A 15859-nucleotide genomic window follows, 5' to 3' on the forward strand; every position below is an offset into this window, starting at 1 on the left:
TAATCTTATTTCTTTGCAATAAAAAACAGGATGATACCCTTTTTGATATCACCCTGCCTGTTTATTTCTTATAAGTAGTTTCTGGGATTTACATACGCGCCGTTTTTCAATACGGAGAAATGACAATGGTTCCCAGTAGACCAACCGGTGCTGCCGCATTTTGCTACGGTCTGACCGCGGCTGACAACCTGTCCTACTCTTGCAACCAGAGAGGAATTATGTCCGTACAATGTACTCAATCCACCACCATGGTCGATGATAATGGTATTCCCATACCCATTCATCCAGCCGGAATATGTAACCTTACCCGCCTCTGCCGCAACAATCGCTGTACCATAAGGTGCAGGAATATCCAGACCGCTGTGGGATTCTGTTCTACCGGTAATCGGGCTGGTACGAGTGACAAAGCCGCTGCTGACAGTGGTACGCCCGGGAACAGGCCAACCCAGAGAGCCGTTTCCGGTATAATATACCTTAGAACTGCTACCGCTGCTCTTGCTCTGCTGCTGCTGCTTCGCAATCTGGTTCAAAACGGCTTTATCCGCCTTTTCATTTGCTGCAACCATCTGTTCATATTTCGAGAGATCGTTCTGATAGGATGCAACCAAGGCTTTCTTTTCGTTTACAATTTCCTGCTGCTCGGCAAGCTTTTCTTTTTGCAGCTTAACAACCTCTTCCTGCTCAGCCTTATTCTTTTCAATCTCTTTTTTCTTTTTCTCAATCGTTCTTTGGGTTTCTTCCAGTTCCTCCAGAATTTCCTTATCGTAGCCCATGATATCGTTTACATATTGCATACGAAGGAACAAATCAGAAAAGCTCTGTGCATCAAAAAGGATTTCCAGATAGCCGCTGGAGCCCTTCTGTTGCAGGAAACGCATACGGCTGCCCAGTAATGCAAACTGCGCATCTCGTTTTTCCGTTGCCTCCTGCAAAGCTTTTTCGGCTTCTTCCAACTGCTTTGTCAGAATATTCAAATCTTCTGTTGCTTCATCCAGTTCTGCCTGAATGCTGGTCAAAACCTTATCCATTGCTTCCATTTCCTGTTCGGCGGAAAGCTTTTTATTTTTGATATTTGCAATTTCCTGTTTTGCTTTTTTTGTACTGGATGCCAGATTTTGGCGTTTTTGCTGTAATTGTGAAATTGAAGCTGCATCTGCCTGATACGTTGGAACGGCGCACGCCGAAACTGCCGCAACCAAGGCAGCGCAGACGAATTTTTTAAATTTTTTCATATTATAACCTCATATTTTCAATCTTTATCCTCTTATTATAAGGATTTATCTGAAATATTTCAACGAAAATTCATATTTTTAAAAAATTTTTAACATTTCTGCAGTTATTTCCTCTGCATTCAGCGCAAAATCCGCGCCCTCTTTACAGATGCAAGCAGCGTAGTTCTCGTTGATTTTCGGATATTCCTTGAAATATAAGGTCTTATCCTCCCATTCCAGGATGTCTGTCAGGGTTCCGTTTTTGATAAAAGAAATTTCCTGCAAGGGCAAGCGAAGTCCCCTGCCATCCCATTTAATAAGGCTTTCCTTTCTTGCCCAAAGTCGATAAAACAGCTGTGTTTGTTCCGGCTGCGTAAATTTTGCCAGAAAAGATGTTTCGTCCTTCGATAAGATTTTTTCGGTTTTTTCGGGAAGCTTCTCTTTCATCTGCTGTAAATCCGCGCCGATATTCCTGTTGCTGTAGGCACAAAGCGCATACGTTCCCGAATGAGACAGGTTGAACTGAAAATCAATTCCCTTCAAATATGGCTTTCCCAAGGGTGTTTTTTTGATTTTCTCTAGCTGCTCTGTATAATTGCATTTCTGCAAAGCAAAAAACAACAGCACACCTGCACCCAAAGAGAGTCTTGCCGTCTTCGGATTTTTCAGCTTTTCAATATACATCCTACGTTCTGCGGAAAGCAGTGTTTTCCCTTTTTCATATAACAGAACATCCTCAAAAACAGATACATCCATATACAAAATACCGTTCATGCTCTGCCCCTTTCCATAGGCACAAAAAGCAGAGTCTTTCGACCCTGCTTTTCTTTCGTGCTTCAATTATTATAAGCCTGTAAAATCCAATGTTGCGAAATAATCAGCAGGTGTTTCGGCTCTGCGAATCATTTCCACACTGCCGTCCTCCTTCAGAAGCAGCTCTGCGGAGCGCAGCTTACCGTTATAGTTATAGCCCATTGCATGACCATGTGCGCCGGTATCGTGGATATAGAGAATATCGCCCATATCAATTTTCGGCAGCATACGGTCGATTGCAAATTTATCGTTATTTTCGCACAGACCGCCTGTTACGTCATATTTATGGTCGCAGGGTGCGTTTTCCTTCCCCAGAACAGTAATATGGTGATAGGAGCCGTACATAGCAGGACGCATCAGATTTGCCGCGCAGGCATCCAGTCCGATGTATTCCTTATAGGTATGCTTTTCATGGATGGCAGTTGCAATCAGTGCGCCGTAGGGAGCCAGCATAAAGCGTCCCATTTCGGTAAAGATGGCAACATCGCCCATGCCTGCCGGTGTCAGAACTTCTTCGTATACCCTTCTTACCCCTTCGCCGATTGCCATGATGTCACATTCAAATTCATCGGGTTCGTAAGGAACGCCGACCCCACCGGAAAGGTTGATAAATGCAATATGAATATTCAGCTCGTTTTTCAACTCCACAGCCAGTTCAAAAATAATCTTCGCTAGCATAGGATAATAATCATTGGATTTTGTATTGCTTGCCAGAAAGGCGTGAATTCCAAAGTGCTTTGCGCCCTTTTCCTTCAACAGCTTGAAGGCTTCCTTCAGCTGTTCCTTTGTCATGCCGTATTTTGCATCACCTGGGTTGTCCATAATGCTGTTGCTTACCTGAAATACGCCGCCGGGGTTATAACGGCAGGAAACCGTTTCAGGAATTTTTGCAAGCTTTTCAAAAAACGGAATATGGGTAATATCATCAAAGTTGATAATTGCGCCTAACTCTGCCGCTTTGATGAAATCCTCCGCCGGGGTTACGTTGGAGGAAAACATAATATCCTCTCCCTTTTGCCCAACAGCATCCGCCAGCAGCAGCTCTGTGTAAGAGGAGCAGTCCGCACCGCAACCCTCCTCCTTCAAAATCTGCAGGATAGCGGGTGTGGGGGTTGCCTTTACCGCAAAATATTCTCTGAACCCTTTATTCCAGGAAAATGCGGCATTTACCTTCCTCGCATTTTCGCGGATACCCTTTTCATCGTAAATATGGAAGGGTGTAGGGTATGTTTCGATGATTTTCTTCGCCTGTTCTAATGTAACAAAAGGTTTTTTCATTTGCAAATTTCTCCTTCTTCTATCGTCAAGGTATATTTTTTTTATTATAACAAAGGCATTTCCGCTTTGCAATGCGTAATTCCCTTCTTTTCCAACACTTTTTGATATAGCATGGAAACCATTTCCAAATAAATATTACTTCTCAATTCCTTTTCTTGAAAAAATGTTGTATAATAGGAAGGAAAAACAAAGGAGTTCAGAATTTTATTTGAAAATATATGAAAAAACTGGAGTAGAATTTATGAAAAAAAGAATCAAACGAACCTTAAATAATTTCAATGCAGCTGCATTGTTTCAGGATTTCATCCGCACCGCTGCGGTCTATCTGGTGGCAACCTGCCTTGCGCTCTGCTTAAACGGTGCAGAGGTTTTAAATGAAAATATCTTCGGCGTATATATGCTGGCGGTCGCTTTAATTTCCTATATGACCAGCGGCTATTTCTGGGGTGTCATTGCTTCAATCGGCGGCGTTATCGGGGTAAATTTCTTCTTTACCTTCCCCTATTTCGCCCTGAATTTTTCCATTACAGGGTACCCCATCACCTTTTCCATCATGCTTCTGATGTCGATTTTAACCAGCTTTGTTACGGCAAAGGTAAAAATGGCGGCATTGCTTTCCGCGGCAGGCAAAAAGCGTGCGGAAACGCTGACGGAAATGAGTAAGGCAATTCTTTCTGCCAGCGATGTGGACACGATTATTGATATTTCCGCAAAATATTTTTCTGAAACAAACCAGTGCAGCGTCATTCTCTATGTAGATCAACCGCTAAAGCCTCTCAAGCAGTCCATCTGTACCCTGAGAGATGAGGATGAACGGATTCTGTATAGCTTTCTGGAAAAACAGGTTGCACAGAGAGCCTATGATACGCAGAATCCCGTCGGCGCGGAAATCGAAGACGGTACGCAGAACTGTAAGGGAACCTACTTCCCTATCATCACGGAGGATAAAATTTATGGCGTGGTCGGTTTCCTTTTTGATGAAACCAAGCTTCTGATTGACGATACCTTCAGTTTCATCAACGTAATGATTTCGCAGACTATTCTGGCACTGCAAAGACAGCAGGCACGAAAAAAAGCGCAGGAAATCCTTCTGGAAACAGAAAAGGAAAAAATGCGGAGCAACCTTTTGCGTGCAGTTTCGCATGATTTGCGCACGCCCCTAACGGGCATCATAGGTGCCGCAACCACCCTTTTGGAAAACGGCACACAGATTGCCTCTGAGGATTCCAGAAGAATGCTAATGGATATCCAGCATGATGCAGAATGGTTGATTCACATGGTGGAAAATCTGCTTTCTGTTACGAAAATTACAGGCGGCACAACCAATCTGAAAAAGCAGGATGAAATCATAGAAGAAATTGTAGGTGAGGCTGTCGGTCGGATTCGCAAGCGTTTTCCCGATTCCGTTGTAAATGTTTCTGTTCCGGAGGAAATGCTGATTGTTCCCATGGATGCCACCCTGATCGAACAGGTACTCATCAATCTGATGGAAAATGCCATTCGCCATTCCGGCAGTACCGCGCCGATTGGTGTAAAGGTATCCAGAAAAAAAAGCGGCGCAGTCTTTACCATATCAGACAACGGCAAGGGAATTGATCCCTCCCGTATCCCTGATATTTTTGACGGAAAAACCCAGCATGGCTCAAGTGATTCTTCCAGAGGAATCGGCATTGGTCTATCTATCTGTAAATCGATTATTCTTGCCCATGACGGTAAAATTTTTGCAAAAAATAATTTGAACGGCGGCGCAAGCTTCACCTTTGTTCTGCCAATGAAAGGAGAATCTGATTATGCCCAATAAAATTAAAATCATGATTATCGAAGATGAGGATGCCATCAGCAACTTCATTGCAACCACGCTGAAGGCAAATGCCTATGCGCCTCTGCTTGCAAAAACAGCAGGACAGGCACTTTCCATGATACCCTCCCATTGCCCCGATTTGATTCTTCTGGATTTGGGTTTGCCGGATATGGATGGGATTGAAATTCTGAAAAAAATCAGAGAATGGTCTGCCGTTCCTGTTATCGTCGTTTCTGCTCGCGGGGAGGAATCCGATAAGGTAGAAGCCTTGGATTTGGGCGCAGATGATTATATTTCCAAGCCCTTCGGCACATCTGAGCTGCTGGCGCGTATCCGTACCGCCTTGCGTCACAGTGCAAAAAACAACGGCGGTGCAGTAAATAATGATGTATTCTCTACCAAGGGGCTGACGATTGATTTCGATAAGCGTAAAATCACTGTAGATGGCAAGGATGTTCATTTGACGCAGATTGAATTTAAAATCGTTTCCTTACTGGCAAAAAGCGCCGGACGCGTGCTTACATACGATTACATCATCACGGAGCTTTGGGGGCCTTATGCTGTAAAGGATAACCAGATTCTGCGCGTAAATATGGCGAATATCCGTAGAAAGCTGGAGAAAAACCCTGCCTCCCCCGAATATATCTTTACTGAGGTCGGCATCGGCTACCGCATGGTAGATACCCCTTGATTTACTTATCAGAATTTACAAATGAATATAAAAAGCCTTGGATCATCTTTCAGAACCAAGGCTTTTTTGTGTTTTCTTTTTTGATTATCTGTGGTCTACTTCGTACATGTGTGCAATCAGGTCAACAACCTTATTGGAGTAACCCCATTCATTATCGTACCAAGCAATCAGTTTTACAAAGTTATCATCCAGAATGATACCTGCTTTTGCGTCGAAGATACAGGTATTGGATTCACCCAGCATATCGGAGGAAACAACCTCATCCTCTGTGTATCTTACGATACCCTTCATGTAGGTTTCAGATGCTTCTTTTACCTTTTCACAAATCTGTTCGTATGTAGCAGGAGTTTTCAGTCTTGCTGTCAGGTCAACAACAGATACATCATTTGTAGGTACGCGGAAGGACATACCTGTCATTTTGCCCTTCAGTTCGGGAATTACACGACCTACTGCCTTTGCAGCGCCTGTTGTGGAAGGAATGATGTTGTTGAATACGGAACGACCGGTTCTCCAGTCACGTCCTGCACGCGCGTCAACAGCCTTCTGTTTTGCAGTTGCGGAGTGAATAGTGCTCATCAGACCCTGTTCGATACCGAACGCGTCATTTACGATTTTAACCAGAGGTGCCAGGCAGTTTGTTGTACAGGATGCATTGGAAACGATATCCATGTCCTTTCTGTATGTCTGGTGGTTTACGCCAACAACAAAGGTAGGTGTAACCTCATCCTTAGCGGGTGCTGTCAGGATAACCTTCTTTGCGCCGCCAATTTTGTGCAGAGAAGCCTTTTCCATTGTATTGAACGCACCTGTGGATTCGATGATGTATTCTGCACCACAGTTTGCCCACTCAATCAGAGAAGCATCGCTTTCACTGAAAACGTGGATTTTCTGACCGTTTACAATCAGGCAGTCCTCGCCGATTTCGATATCGCCTTCAAAGCGACCGAAGATAGAGTCATATTTCAACTGATATGCCATATAATCCAGTTCTGCATTTCTCAGGTTAATACCGCAAAGTTCAAATTCATCCTGACGCTGCATCAGAACTCTGAATACAACTCTGCCGATACGACCAAAACCATTGATGCCAACTTTAATTGCCATTAGATTCTTCCCCTCTCATATATAAAAATAGGAATGACCAGTAACTTTTACCAGTTCATTTTACCACATCAGAGTGAAAAAAAACTCAGAATTTTGTATTTTTTTATTTTTCAGAAGTCTATACAGGAAATACAGAAAGGAATGGGATATGATTTAGACAATGTATCTATTTTTGTGGGACGTTTTATGTCCCTTTCGTGATTGTGGACAAAAAAGTGGGACATTTTTTGTCCTGTTTTCCGCTTGACTTTTTTTATAAGGATTGCAAAACAAAAGCCTCAGGCTGTTACACCCAAGGCTGTCTGCTTTTCTATACTGTTTTTTGCGTAGTGCTTACTGATTATCTACCTTTTCCATGTGCTGAATCAAATCCAGAACCTTATTGGAATAGCCCCATTCATTATCATACCAGCAAACCAGCTTTACAAAGTGGTCATTCAGGGCAATGCCTGCCTTTGCATCGAAAATAGAGGTATGAGGGTCTGTCAGGAAGTCTGTGGAAACCACATCATCCTCGGTATAATCCATAATACCCTTCATTTCGTTTGCACATGCTCTCTTTACCGCATCCTTGATTTCCTCATAGGTTGCAGTCTTTTCCAAGCGACAGGTCAGGTCTACAACAGATACATCAACCGTAGGCACACGGAAGGACATACCTGTCAGCTTGCCTGCCAGCGCAGGGATAACCTTGCCTACTGCCTTTGCCGCGCCTGTACTGGAAGGAATGATATTGGTAGCCGCTGCACGTCCGCCTCTCCAGTCCTTTCTGGAAGGGCCGTCAACGGTTTTCTGTGTTGCTGTGATGGAGTGTACGGTTGTCATCAGACCCTCTACAATGCCGAAGTTATCATTGATTACCTTCGCCAAAGGTGCCAGACAGTTTGTCGTGCAGGATGCGTTGGAAACAATATTCATATCCTTTGTATAGGTTTCGTGGTTTACCCCCATAACGAACATAGGTGCATCAGCGGAGGGTGCGGAAATAATAACCTTCTTTGCGCCGCCTTCAAAATGCTGTGCCGCCTTTTCCATTGTGGTAAACAGCCCTGTGGATTCCAGAACGTATTCAACACCTGCATCCTTCCAGGGAATTTCCTTCGGATCCATTACGTTGAAAACCGTTACCTCATGTCCGTTTACAACCAGCTTGCCGTCCTTATCCTCCAGCTTGCCGTTGAAACGACCATGTGCAGAGTCATATTTCAGCATATAAATCATGTAATCTACATCAATAAAGGGATCGTTTACCGCAACGATATCTTCTACATCGCCGCGTTCCAAAGCCGCACGGAAAAACAGGCGACCGATTCTGCCAAAACCATTGATACCAACCTTAGCCATAAAAAATTCCTCCTAACAAATATGATTTCTTGCGTGGGACATTTTTTGCATCGCGTTATTTCAAACGTCCTATTACCTATAGTATAGCACAAAAAATATTTTGCACAATAAAAAAATAGAAAAAATTGCCTATTTCCCGAAAAAATACATAATATTTCCTTGGATAAATCATAAATAAAATTTATGGCGAAAGAAAACCATGCAAGTGCTGTGTTTCTCCCGCCAAGTCTTTTTTTCGGAATCACTGTTAACAGTTTCTCCTGTTTCTCAATTCTTATGCAAAAATCAATATTCATCGTTGCGAATTAAATCAATGATACTCAGTGTCAGCATGGCTGCGGAAACAGCCAAAGAAACTGCGCTTACAACCAAACGAGAAATTTTCATATACTCCCCTCCTTAGGAAAATAGTTGCATTTTATTTAAAATCATTTTATCATGTTAGCCAAGAGTTGTAAAATAAATTCTTACGATTGGATGTGATTTTATGTTTTTTATCGGCGGTATTTTTCAGGGCAAAAAGGAATTTGAACACTTTCGGCAGACGATAGTCTGCAAAAAATGCGGACGTTTGTGCAGTATTTCCGTTTTTATGACCTATACCTGCTTCAGCTTCTTTTTCATTCCTTTGTTTAAGTGGGGCAAGCAGTATTATGCCGTTTCCAACTGCTGCCATACTATTTATGCCATTGATGCAGAACTGGGCAAGGCAATCGAGCATGGCGAAAGCGTCACTCTCCGCGAGGAGGACTTAACCATCGCAGGCATGGGACAAGCGCAGGAAATACATTGCCCCGACTGCGGCTATCTGCTTTCGCAGGAATACGCCTATTGCCCGAAATGCGGCAGAAAAATTCATTAAAGCATCAGAAAAACAGTGGCTTTGTCAGAGAAAAACAAACCACTGTTTTCTATTTTTTATGCTTTTTATTTTATGCTCTCTCTTTTTCCTAGTCCTTTTCCTGTAAATGCCTTCTGAGTTCGGAAAGTACCCGTTTTTCAATGCGCGAAACCTGTACCTGAGAGATGCCGATGCACCTTGCCACATCCGCCTGCGTGCGATCCTGAAAATATCGCAGAATAATGATTTGTCGCTGCTTCGCATCCAGATGCTCCAAGGCCTCCATCAAAGAAAGCCGCTCCATCACTTTCTCGTTTTCTGTGTTGTCTGTGAGCTTATCAATCAGCTGTAAGGTGCCTTCGTTTCCGTCCACAGAAGCATACAGGCTCTCTACATCCTTTGTAGATTCCAATGCCAAAACCAGCTCCTCTTTTTCTACCTCTAATCGTTCTGCAAGCTCCTGTAGGGATAATTCTCTGCTTTCCTCCTGCATCGCCGCTTCCTGTAAGCGCTTCGCCCGCCATGCAAGCTCCTTCAGGCTGCGGCTCACCTTCACCGTCCCGTCATCTCTGAGAAATCTTTTAATCTCCCCCAGAATCATGGGTACGGCGTATGTAGAAAATTTCACATCATAGCTGAAATCAAATTTTTCGATACATTTCAGCAGTCCGATTGCACCAATCTGATAGAGGTCTTCCGGCTCGCCGCGTCCGCGAAAGCGTCCCACTACGCTCCAGATTAAACCGGAATTTTCCTGTAGCAGGTTGTCCTTTGCCGCGGCATCTCCTGCCTGCGCCAGACGAATCCATTCATAGGTCTGCTCCATGGAATCACTCCTTTGCCAGTGTTTTTTCCATGAAGATGCGTGTACCTACCCCGATACGGCTTTCAATACGCACCTTTTCCATAAAGGTTTCCATGATTGTAAAGCCCATACCGGAACGTTCCATCTCCGGCTTGGAGGTATAGAGCGGCTCTCTCGCCCTTTCGATGTTTTCAATCCCCTTGCCGGTGTCGGCAATCTCTATGTAGATTTTCCTGCCGATATAGCCGCAAAATAGCTCCACTAAGCCCCCTTTTTCTTCGTAGCCGTGAATAATGGCGTTTGTCACTGCTTCGGAAACAGCAGTTTTTACATCCGTCATTTCTGAAATAGTCGGGTCAAGCTGCGTCAGAAAGCCTGCGGCAAATAGGCGGGCAAAACCCTCATTTTCTGATTTCGCGGTAAAAAATACCCGCGCTTCATTTTCATACTGCATCCGATTTCCTCCCCTCCGCATAGGCAATCGCCGCATCCAGAGAAACAAAGGTCGGCAACAAACGAGACAGTCCCGAAAGCTGAATCATTTCCTCGATTTTTTCATTTGGGCAGGCAATGGCAATGCGCCCTCCTAAGGACTGCACCTGCTTGTATCTGCCAATCATTACGCCGATGCCCGCGCTGTCCATGAAAGTCACCTCCTGAAACCCGAAGATAATATTTCTTCCTCCCATTTGCTCCAAGGCACTTTCTGTTTTGCTGCGTAATTCCTTAGAAGAATGATGGTCAATTTCTCCTGCAACCAGAATGATGAGTGTTTTATTTTTTCGCTTAAATTTCAAATCCATATAAAATCCTCCTTTTCAAAAGCATACACGATTTCATGCTTGTTTTTTTCTCTTTCAACCGCAACTTTCGTCCTCTCCTGCAAAAATAGGACAGGATAACTTCCGTTCAGACACGCACAGACAATAGCCTGCTGCCATAGAATAAAGTATCCCCTTTCCATCGGAGGTGCGCCTGTGTTTTTCTTACCTATGCTGCCCATATTTTTTGTTCCGCTCCTAAGTGGTTTTTCTTCCGGCGGCTCCTTCCCGAAGCCCCTTGCAAAAGAGAAGGAGCAGCAGCTTCTCCTTCGCCTGCGTGACGGAACAGATGCAGAAAAGGAATCCGCCAAGCAAACACTGATTCTGCATAATCTGCGTCTGGTCGCCCATATTGCGAAGAAATACAACAATGCCCAACGAGAATCGGAGGAACTGATTTCCATTGGTATCGTTGGGCTGATTAAGGCGATTCTTTCCTATGATAGCGAAAAAAGCATCCGCCTTGCCACCTATGCCTCTCGCTGTATTGAAAATGCTATCCTCTCACGGATGCGTTTATGGTTCCAAATCAATCCCCTCAGAGCAGAAAAGAACCAAAATGGCGTATTTTGACGCAGGTATCCGAGAATATGTATATACTTTGCTCCACTTTGGACGGCTGCGTAAGGTATGCACCTATGTATATCCATAGTTTCCGACTGATCGCCCCTCACAGGTTATTGGAAGCGCAGCTGTTCAATCAGCACTATCAGAACTATGAAGATATTCCAAATGTACCGGACAGGCTCCGCTGGTGCCGCCACCATATGGGCCTGATGCAAAAAGAAGTTGCTGACTTGATTGGAATTAGCAGAGGACATTACATAGACTTTGAGGTTGGATATGTAGATTACTATCCGAAAGAAATCGTGGACAAGCTGGCAGCACTCTATCGGGTTCCGGTGGATGATTTGTTGGATGATTACAATCGCTTCTTATATAAAGGGCAAGGAAAACTGATACGAGAATATCGTGAAAGTCTTGGTTTGAAAAAGAAACAGTTTGCCCGGTTGATAAATCTTGATCCGGGAACGCTCAGATGTTGGGAGAATGATGAAAAGCAGATGTTCAAGATTTCTTGGGAGAAATACTTCAAAGACATCATAAAGGAATAGAAAAAAGCAGGTGTTCAAACTTTAAGGAGTTTGTTCACCTGCTTTTTCTATGGATGCGGATTTGATAACCGCATCCAGTAGCCGTACCTTCTGCTTAGAAGAACAATTTAGTTTTTTGATATGCTGATTGACCAAGCTTGCGTGGACACCGGCAACACGCTCTGCCAATTCACGCTGACCTTCTATGGTTTTAGGATAATGGACAATTACATTGATTGGAGCACTCTTTCTTGCGATACCACGCACCTCCCTCGTTATTTCAGTCTATGAGAGAGAAGTTGTCCGCTATACCAAAGATATAACGCCGGTTTTCCTACTTCAAAAAATGGCGTTTTCTGCTATAATATTATTGGGATATTGCGTAACTTCTTTCGTGGTATCATCTTATCAAGAATCTGTCAAAGATTCATTGAGCGTGAATTGAGCGTAAATTGACTACTTTTTGGGAGGAGGGCTGTCTATGGAATATTTAGATTTCAGTTCAGTCATCACCATTATTCGTAAATATATCAATGACGAACGCACCGTTGTTGACCGAAACCTTAATGAAGAAGTTAAGATTGACCAGATGCATTTGCTGGATCAGGTCTTTGCGTCGTTCTGTGACGATGCAGACTCATTAGATTTTGCTTTTGATAACGGACAGGTCTGCCGTTGGTTCAATGGGCAGGCAAGAATCAGCCCTCGAATCATTTCCTTTTATATGGATGAAGAAAACAGGGATTTGCTTTCAGCTGATATAGAATACAATGTGCTGCCATTGATGTATGACAGTGCTATGGCTGTGGGAGATGCTCACACGTTGTTAATTCAGAATACAACCATTTCACCGGAAGTAAAGAACAAACTAACTGTAAGCTATCCTTGTCAGACAGATAGGGACAAAGCAGATTTCCTTGCTGCTGTTTTATTCTTTGGTATGGAGCGTGAGTTCAGAAAGCGTGATGTCAATAACAAAGCTCTTTTAGCAGCTGGTTCTTTCTCTCCACTGATGCGTGATTTTATCTTTGATGTGAAAGTACCAAGACCATGCCGTCATTTCTGCGGTCGTGATACAGAGTTGGAAAAGCTTCATGAGCTTCTTTGCTCAAAGGGAAAAGTGTTCGTTCAGGGTATCGCCGGTATTGGTAAAAGCGAACTGGCAAAAGCCTATGCGAAGAAATACGACAAAGAATACACCAATATCATGTATATCACCTATTCCGGTGATCTGAAGAACGATATTGCAAATCTGGACTTTGCTGATGATGTAGACGAAAACGAAACTGCCGATGCAAGATTCAGCAGACACCATCGCCATCTTCGCAAATTGAGAGCAGACAGTCTGCTGATTATTGACAACTTCAATACTGTAACAGCAAAGGACAGTGTTCTGGATGTAATCCTGAAATATCATTGCCGTATTCTGTTTACTACCCGAAGCAGATTCGACAATTACACTTCCATGAATCTGGAAGAAATCGCTGATACAGAAGCGTTGGTTAAGTTAATGGGTTGCTTCTATTCCGACGCTGAAAAGAATCGCCCGATTTTGGAGCAAATCATCCAAACGGTACACAGTCATACATTGGCGGTAGAAATATCTGCCCGCTTGTTGGAAAGCGGAATTATGGAACCAATGCTCCTGTTAAAGAAGCTGAGAGAAGAAAAAGCCGCTCTGGATGCTACCGATACCATTGGCATCTCCAAAGACGGTAAAAGTCGTAAGGCTACCTATTATGACCACATTCACACATTGTTCTCTCTGTATCAGCTTTCAGAAGCAGAAACAGATATTATGAGAAACCTTGCACTGGTTCCGTTGCCCGGTGTTCAAAACAGATTATTTGCGAACTGGCTGAAGCTGCGAGATATGAATACGGTCAATGATCTGATTGAAAAAGGTTTTGTCAAGGAAATGGAAGGTCGTATGATCGCCCTTCATCCAATGATGCAGGAAGTGACAATGGAAGAAACAAGCCCTTCTGTGCAAACTTGCCACACCTTACTGGACAGTTTACAGCAGATCTGTCTGCGTCATGGAGAAGAAGTTCCTTATTATAAGCAGCTATTCCAGACCATCGAATCCGTGATCGTACAGATTGAAAATGATGATATGTCAGTATATCTCCGTTTCTTGGAAGATGTGTTCCCGTATATGGAGAATTATTATTATTATCCGGGCATGGAACTGGTTCTTGATACACTTTCTGCGTTGCTGAAAGATGTGGCTGTCGGTTCTGTATCTGATCGAGCATTGCTACTTAGCTATCAGGCGGCTTGTGAGAAGAAGGCAGATAAAGCGATTAGGATGCAGAAAGATGCCATTGCTATGATTCCAGAGGCCACAACAGATAATGCGCTTTTGGTTTCCAACCTTTATGCTAATCTTGGCGGTATGTACCGTGTGAACGGCAAACTTGAACTTGCCAAAGAGAATATGGAACAGGCAATTAGAATTATGGATGAATATGGTCTGCTTTGTTACCATGACAGCGTTGTGCAGATTACAAATTATGCTCTGTATTGCTGACAGATATGGGACAGCCTGATGTCGGCTTGTCTGCATTAAGAAAACTCTGCCGTGTGATCCAAGAATATAATTCTGATATGGGTCTGGATTATGCCAGCGTTCAGGAAGCAATGGGTGGTATCTGCCTGACTATGGGAGAAATCCAGCAGGCAACTTCTTATTTCCAGAAAGCAATGGAAATCTATGAAACGGTATTTGAGTTTGAACCGAATATGATTGAAACTAAGAAGCAGGAACTTCTTGGGACGTATGCACAGGCGGGAGTGTATTTGGCACAACTGTTGTTAGAGAAAAAATGAATTGAGGATAGTTATGGAACCAGAACTTTTTCTTTTGGAAATGGCAGAGTCAGAAGAATGCAACAAAATAATGTATAAGCGATTAGCAATTCATAAATATATTGGACTCTATTATGCAATGAAGCATGAACGAGGCGTTATTGATCCGTTTATGATTCCATTCAGAGATTTCGTGAAAACGAAAATAGCAGAGAATGGACTTGACATAGATGAGCTGATGAAATACATGATTGAAAATGATCAATCGAATTGTGCTTTATTCGCCGCTACTACTATGTTTAAACCAAAGAAAGAAATTTCTTCAGATGCTTATTACAATGCCATTGCAAAATACAAAATATTAACGCCATTTGTTGATGACATAGATATGAATAAGGTTGCGTTAATTGTTGTTTCATTTGTTTTTGATAATTTATATCCCAGCAAGGTTGATATTGCTGACGTTGTCGGTAAAGAAGAATTTGCTTATCCAATCAATCAATATGGATTAACAAAGGTGAATGGGGCTATCTTCAGAAAAGATGGTTTGATTTTTGATGGCAAAGGTTATTTCTATAATTATTTTACGGACAAAACTATGCTTAATCCTTTTGATACCATGGTTGGGTTTGCAAGAATAATTCATGATGATACATCGGATTGTGACATTTTGTATCGTCTGGATGAAAGACTGGCTATGCCGGCTGCTGAGTATTATGACTATACGGGAGTAGCATTTGAAAAATTCTATGGTCCGCAATTCAGGTTTGATGGCAGTAACCTAACTGGTACTAAAACAGTTATTGTTCATATTGATAGTGACACGATGGCAAAGCTTCTTATGGTCGTAAAAAAAGTGGTGGATCAGAACACAAATGAAGAGTTTTTGCATATTGAAATTGAAGCATTGCCATATAAAGAAAGTAGCTCCGGTCATGTAATTACAACATTTTTGCATGGAATGTATTATCCTCGGAGAGGGGTTTTTACGCATATTGATTATACAAAGAATCAATATAGTGGAACTGACTATGTTCAGAAATATGCTGACAGCGTGGATGGAATGTCTATCGATCAATATACCGCTACTAGAGATTTGCATTACAAAATATGGTGTATCGAAAATGGTGAATTTTCACGTGATACTTGGTATAAGTTGATGATTGTATCTTTGGGAAAAAAATATCAAAAACTTCTTAATGAAATCTTATCTTAGATATGTAGCAGTCATGCACTACGGTGTAT

General features: G+C 42.8%; 17 protein-coding genes. 8 read left to right on the forward strand and 9 right to left on the reverse strand.

From position 1 onward, the window contains the following. Positions 1-68 precede the first annotated feature (68 nt). The 3 genes from GPK49_RS02870 to GPK49_RS02880 form a co-directional block, all read right to left on the reverse strand. Positions 69-1232 (reverse strand): murein hydrolase activator EnvC family protein, encoded by a 1164-nt coding sequence (locus tag GPK49_RS02870; protein ID WP_215676673.1) that lies wholly within the window; start codon positions 1230-1232, stop codon positions 69-71. Positions 1233-1310: 78 nt separating this feature from the next. Continuing rightward, complete coding sequence (locus GPK49_RS02875) at positions 1311-1985, reverse strand: 4'-phosphopantetheinyl transferase superfamily protein (protein WP_215676674.1); 675 nt, start codon at positions 1983-1985, stop codon at positions 1311-1313. Between the two features lie 69 nt (positions 1986-2054). Further along, a complete protein-coding gene (locus tag GPK49_RS02880; RefSeq protein WP_215676675.1) occupies positions 2055-3302 on the reverse strand; it encodes a diaminopimelate decarboxylase in 1248 nt (415 codons plus the stop codon). A 241-nt stretch (positions 3303-3543) separates the two neighbouring features. Between GPK49_RS02880 and GPK49_RS02885 the strand changes: the two genes are divergently transcribed. Next, on the forward strand, positions 3544-5103 hold the full coding sequence (locus GPK49_RS02885) for an ATP-binding protein (protein ID WP_016408428.1): 1560 nt from the start codon (positions 3544-3546) through the stop codon (positions 5101-5103). Further along, complete coding sequence (locus GPK49_RS02890; RefSeq protein ID WP_118578693.1) at positions 5093-5794, forward strand: response regulator; 702 nt, start codon at positions 5093-5095, stop codon at positions 5792-5794. The genes GPK49_RS02885 and GPK49_RS02890 overlap by 11 nt, the downstream gene beginning before the upstream one ends. 84 nt (positions 5795-5878) lie before the next feature. Here GPK49_RS02890 and gap (GPK49_RS02895) read toward each other — a convergent pair whose 3' ends face one another. Next, positions 5879-6898, reverse strand: coding sequence for a type I glyceraldehyde-3-phosphate dehydrogenase (gap, locus tag GPK49_RS02895; RefSeq protein ID WP_118578691.1), 1020 nt, complete (start codon positions 6896-6898; stop codon positions 5879-5881). A gap of 333 nt (positions 6899-7231) precedes the next feature. Beyond that, positions 7232-8242, reverse strand: a complete 1011-nt coding sequence (gene gap / locus GPK49_RS02900; RefSeq protein WP_016408423.1) for a type I glyceraldehyde-3-phosphate dehydrogenase — start codon at positions 8240-8242, stop codon at positions 7232-7234. Between the two features lie 487 nt (positions 8243-8729). Between gap (GPK49_RS02900) and GPK49_RS02905 the strand changes: the two genes are divergently transcribed. Next, complete coding sequence (locus tag GPK49_RS02905; RefSeq protein ID WP_118578687.1) at positions 8730-9104, forward strand: zinc ribbon domain-containing protein; 375 nt, start codon at positions 8730-8732, stop codon at positions 9102-9104. Between the two features lie 88 nt (positions 9105-9192). On the opposite strand, the gene GPK49_RS02910 is transcribed toward GPK49_RS02905, so the two are convergent. The 3 genes from GPK49_RS02910 to GPK49_RS02920 are packed head-to-tail and all read right to left on the reverse strand — an operon-like array spanning position 9193 to position 10691. Then, entirely contained in the window at positions 9193-9909 is a 717-nt protein-coding gene (locus GPK49_RS02910; protein WP_118578685.1) for a SigB/SigF/SigG family RNA polymerase sigma factor, read from the reverse strand. Positions 9910-9913: 4 nt separating this feature from the next. Further along, a complete protein-coding gene (gene spoIIAB, locus GPK49_RS02915) occupies positions 9914-10342 on the reverse strand; it encodes an anti-sigma F factor (RefSeq protein WP_016408419.1) in 429 nt (142 codons plus the stop codon). After that, positions 10332-10691, reverse strand: a complete 360-nt coding sequence (locus GPK49_RS02920) for an STAS domain-containing protein (protein ID WP_118578683.1) — start codon at positions 10689-10691, stop codon at positions 10332-10334. The genes spoIIAB and GPK49_RS02920 overlap by 11 nt, the downstream gene beginning before the upstream one ends. 174 nt (positions 10692-10865) lie before the next feature. On the opposite strand from GPK49_RS02920, the gene GPK49_RS02925 reads away from it, so the two are divergent. Next, on the forward strand, positions 10866-11282 hold the full coding sequence (locus tag GPK49_RS02925) for a sigma-70 family RNA polymerase sigma factor (protein WP_243107988.1): 417 nt from the start codon (positions 10866-10868) through the stop codon (positions 11280-11282). Beyond that, a complete protein-coding gene (locus GPK49_RS02930; protein WP_215676676.1) occupies positions 11228-11824 on the forward strand; it encodes a helix-turn-helix transcriptional regulator in 597 nt (198 codons plus the stop codon). The genes GPK49_RS02925 and GPK49_RS02930 overlap by 55 nt, the downstream gene beginning before the upstream one ends. A gap of 21 nt (positions 11825-11845) precedes the next feature. Here GPK49_RS02930 and GPK49_RS02935 read toward each other — a convergent pair whose 3' ends face one another. Further along, positions 11846-11992, reverse strand: a complete 147-nt coding sequence (locus GPK49_RS02935) for a hypothetical protein (RefSeq protein ID WP_215676677.1) — start codon at positions 11990-11992, stop codon at positions 11846-11848. A gap of 292 nt (positions 11993-12284) precedes the next feature. Between GPK49_RS02935 and GPK49_RS02940 the strand changes: the two genes are divergently transcribed. The 3 genes from GPK49_RS02940 to GPK49_RS02945 are packed head-to-tail and all read left to right on the forward strand — an operon-like array spanning position 12285 to position 15830. Continuing rightward, the gene (locus GPK49_RS02940; protein WP_318283822.1) at positions 12285-14336 is read left to right on the forward strand and encodes an NB-ARC domain-containing protein; all 2052 of its coding nucleotides are present in this window, start codon (positions 12285-12287) and stop codon (positions 14334-14336) included. A gap of 5 nt (positions 14337-14341) precedes the next feature. Further along, positions 14342-14635, forward strand: a complete 294-nt coding sequence (locus GPK49_RS12890; RefSeq protein ID WP_318283823.1) for a tetratricopeptide repeat protein — start codon at positions 14342-14344, stop codon at positions 14633-14635. A gap of 13 nt (positions 14636-14648) precedes the next feature. After that, the gene (locus GPK49_RS02945; protein WP_215676678.1) at positions 14649-15830 is read left to right on the forward strand and encodes a hypothetical protein; all 1182 of its coding nucleotides are present in this window, start codon (positions 14649-14651) and stop codon (positions 15828-15830) included. Positions 15831-15859: the final 29 nt, after the last annotated feature.

It is taken from the genome of Clostridium sp. MCC345, from assembly GCF_018785345.1.
GTDB classification, from domain to species: Bacteria; Bacillota; Clostridia; order Lachnospirales; family Anaerotignaceae; genus Anaerotignum_A; species Anaerotignum_A faecicola.

Coding starts and splice junctions, on each gene's coding strand:
- spoIIAB (WP_016408419.1), bottom strand. CDS start 10,342: ATGCAGTATGAAAATGAAGCGCGGGTATTTTTTACCGCGAAATCAGAA.
- GPK49_RS02940 (WP_318283822.1), top strand. CDS start 12,285: ATGGAATATTTAGATTTCAGTTCAGTCATCACCATTATTCGTAAATAT.
- GPK49_RS02945 (WP_215676678.1), top strand. CDS start 14,649: ATGGAACCAGAACTTTTTCTTTTGGAAATGGCAGAGTCAGAAGAATGC.
- GPK49_RS02890 (WP_118578693.1), top strand. CDS start 5,093: ATGCCCAATAAAATTAAAATCATGATTATCGAAGATGAGGATGCCATC.
- GPK49_RS02930 (WP_215676676.1), top strand. CDS start 11,228: ATGGTTCCAAATCAATCCCCTCAGAGCAGAAAAGAACCAAAATGGCGT.
- GPK49_RS02880 (WP_215676675.1), bottom strand. CDS start 3,302: ATGAAAAAACCTTTTGTTACATTAGAACAGGCGAAGAAAATCATCGAA.
- gap (WP_118578691.1), bottom strand. CDS start 6,898: ATGGCAATTAAAGTTGGCATCAATGGTTTTGGTCGTATCGGCAGAGTT.
- GPK49_RS02885 (WP_016408428.1), top strand. CDS start 3,544: ATGAAAAAAAGAATCAAACGAACCTTAAATAATTTCAATGCAGCTGCA.
- GPK49_RS02910 (WP_118578685.1), bottom strand. CDS start 9,909: ATGGAGCAGACCTATGAATGGATTCGTCTGGCGCAGGCAGGAGATGCC.
- gap (WP_016408423.1), bottom strand. CDS start 8,242: ATGGCTAAGGTTGGTATCAATGGTTTTGGCAGAATCGGTCGCCTGTTT.
- GPK49_RS02920 (WP_118578683.1), bottom strand. CDS start 10,691: ATGGATTTGAAATTTAAGCGAAAAAATAAAACACTCATCATTCTGGTT.
- GPK49_RS12890 (WP_318283823.1), top strand. CDS start 14,342: ATGGGACAGCCTGATGTCGGCTTGTCTGCATTAAGAAAACTCTGCCGT.
- GPK49_RS02870 (WP_215676673.1), bottom strand. CDS start 1,232: ATGAAAAAATTTAAAAAATTCGTCTGCGCTGCCTTGGTTGCGGCAGTT.
- GPK49_RS02905 (WP_118578687.1), top strand. CDS start 8,730: ATGTTTTTTATCGGCGGTATTTTTCAGGGCAAAAAGGAATTTGAACAC.
- GPK49_RS02875 (WP_215676674.1), bottom strand. CDS start 1,985: ATGAACGGTATTTTGTATATGGATGTATCTGTTTTTGAGGATGTTCTG.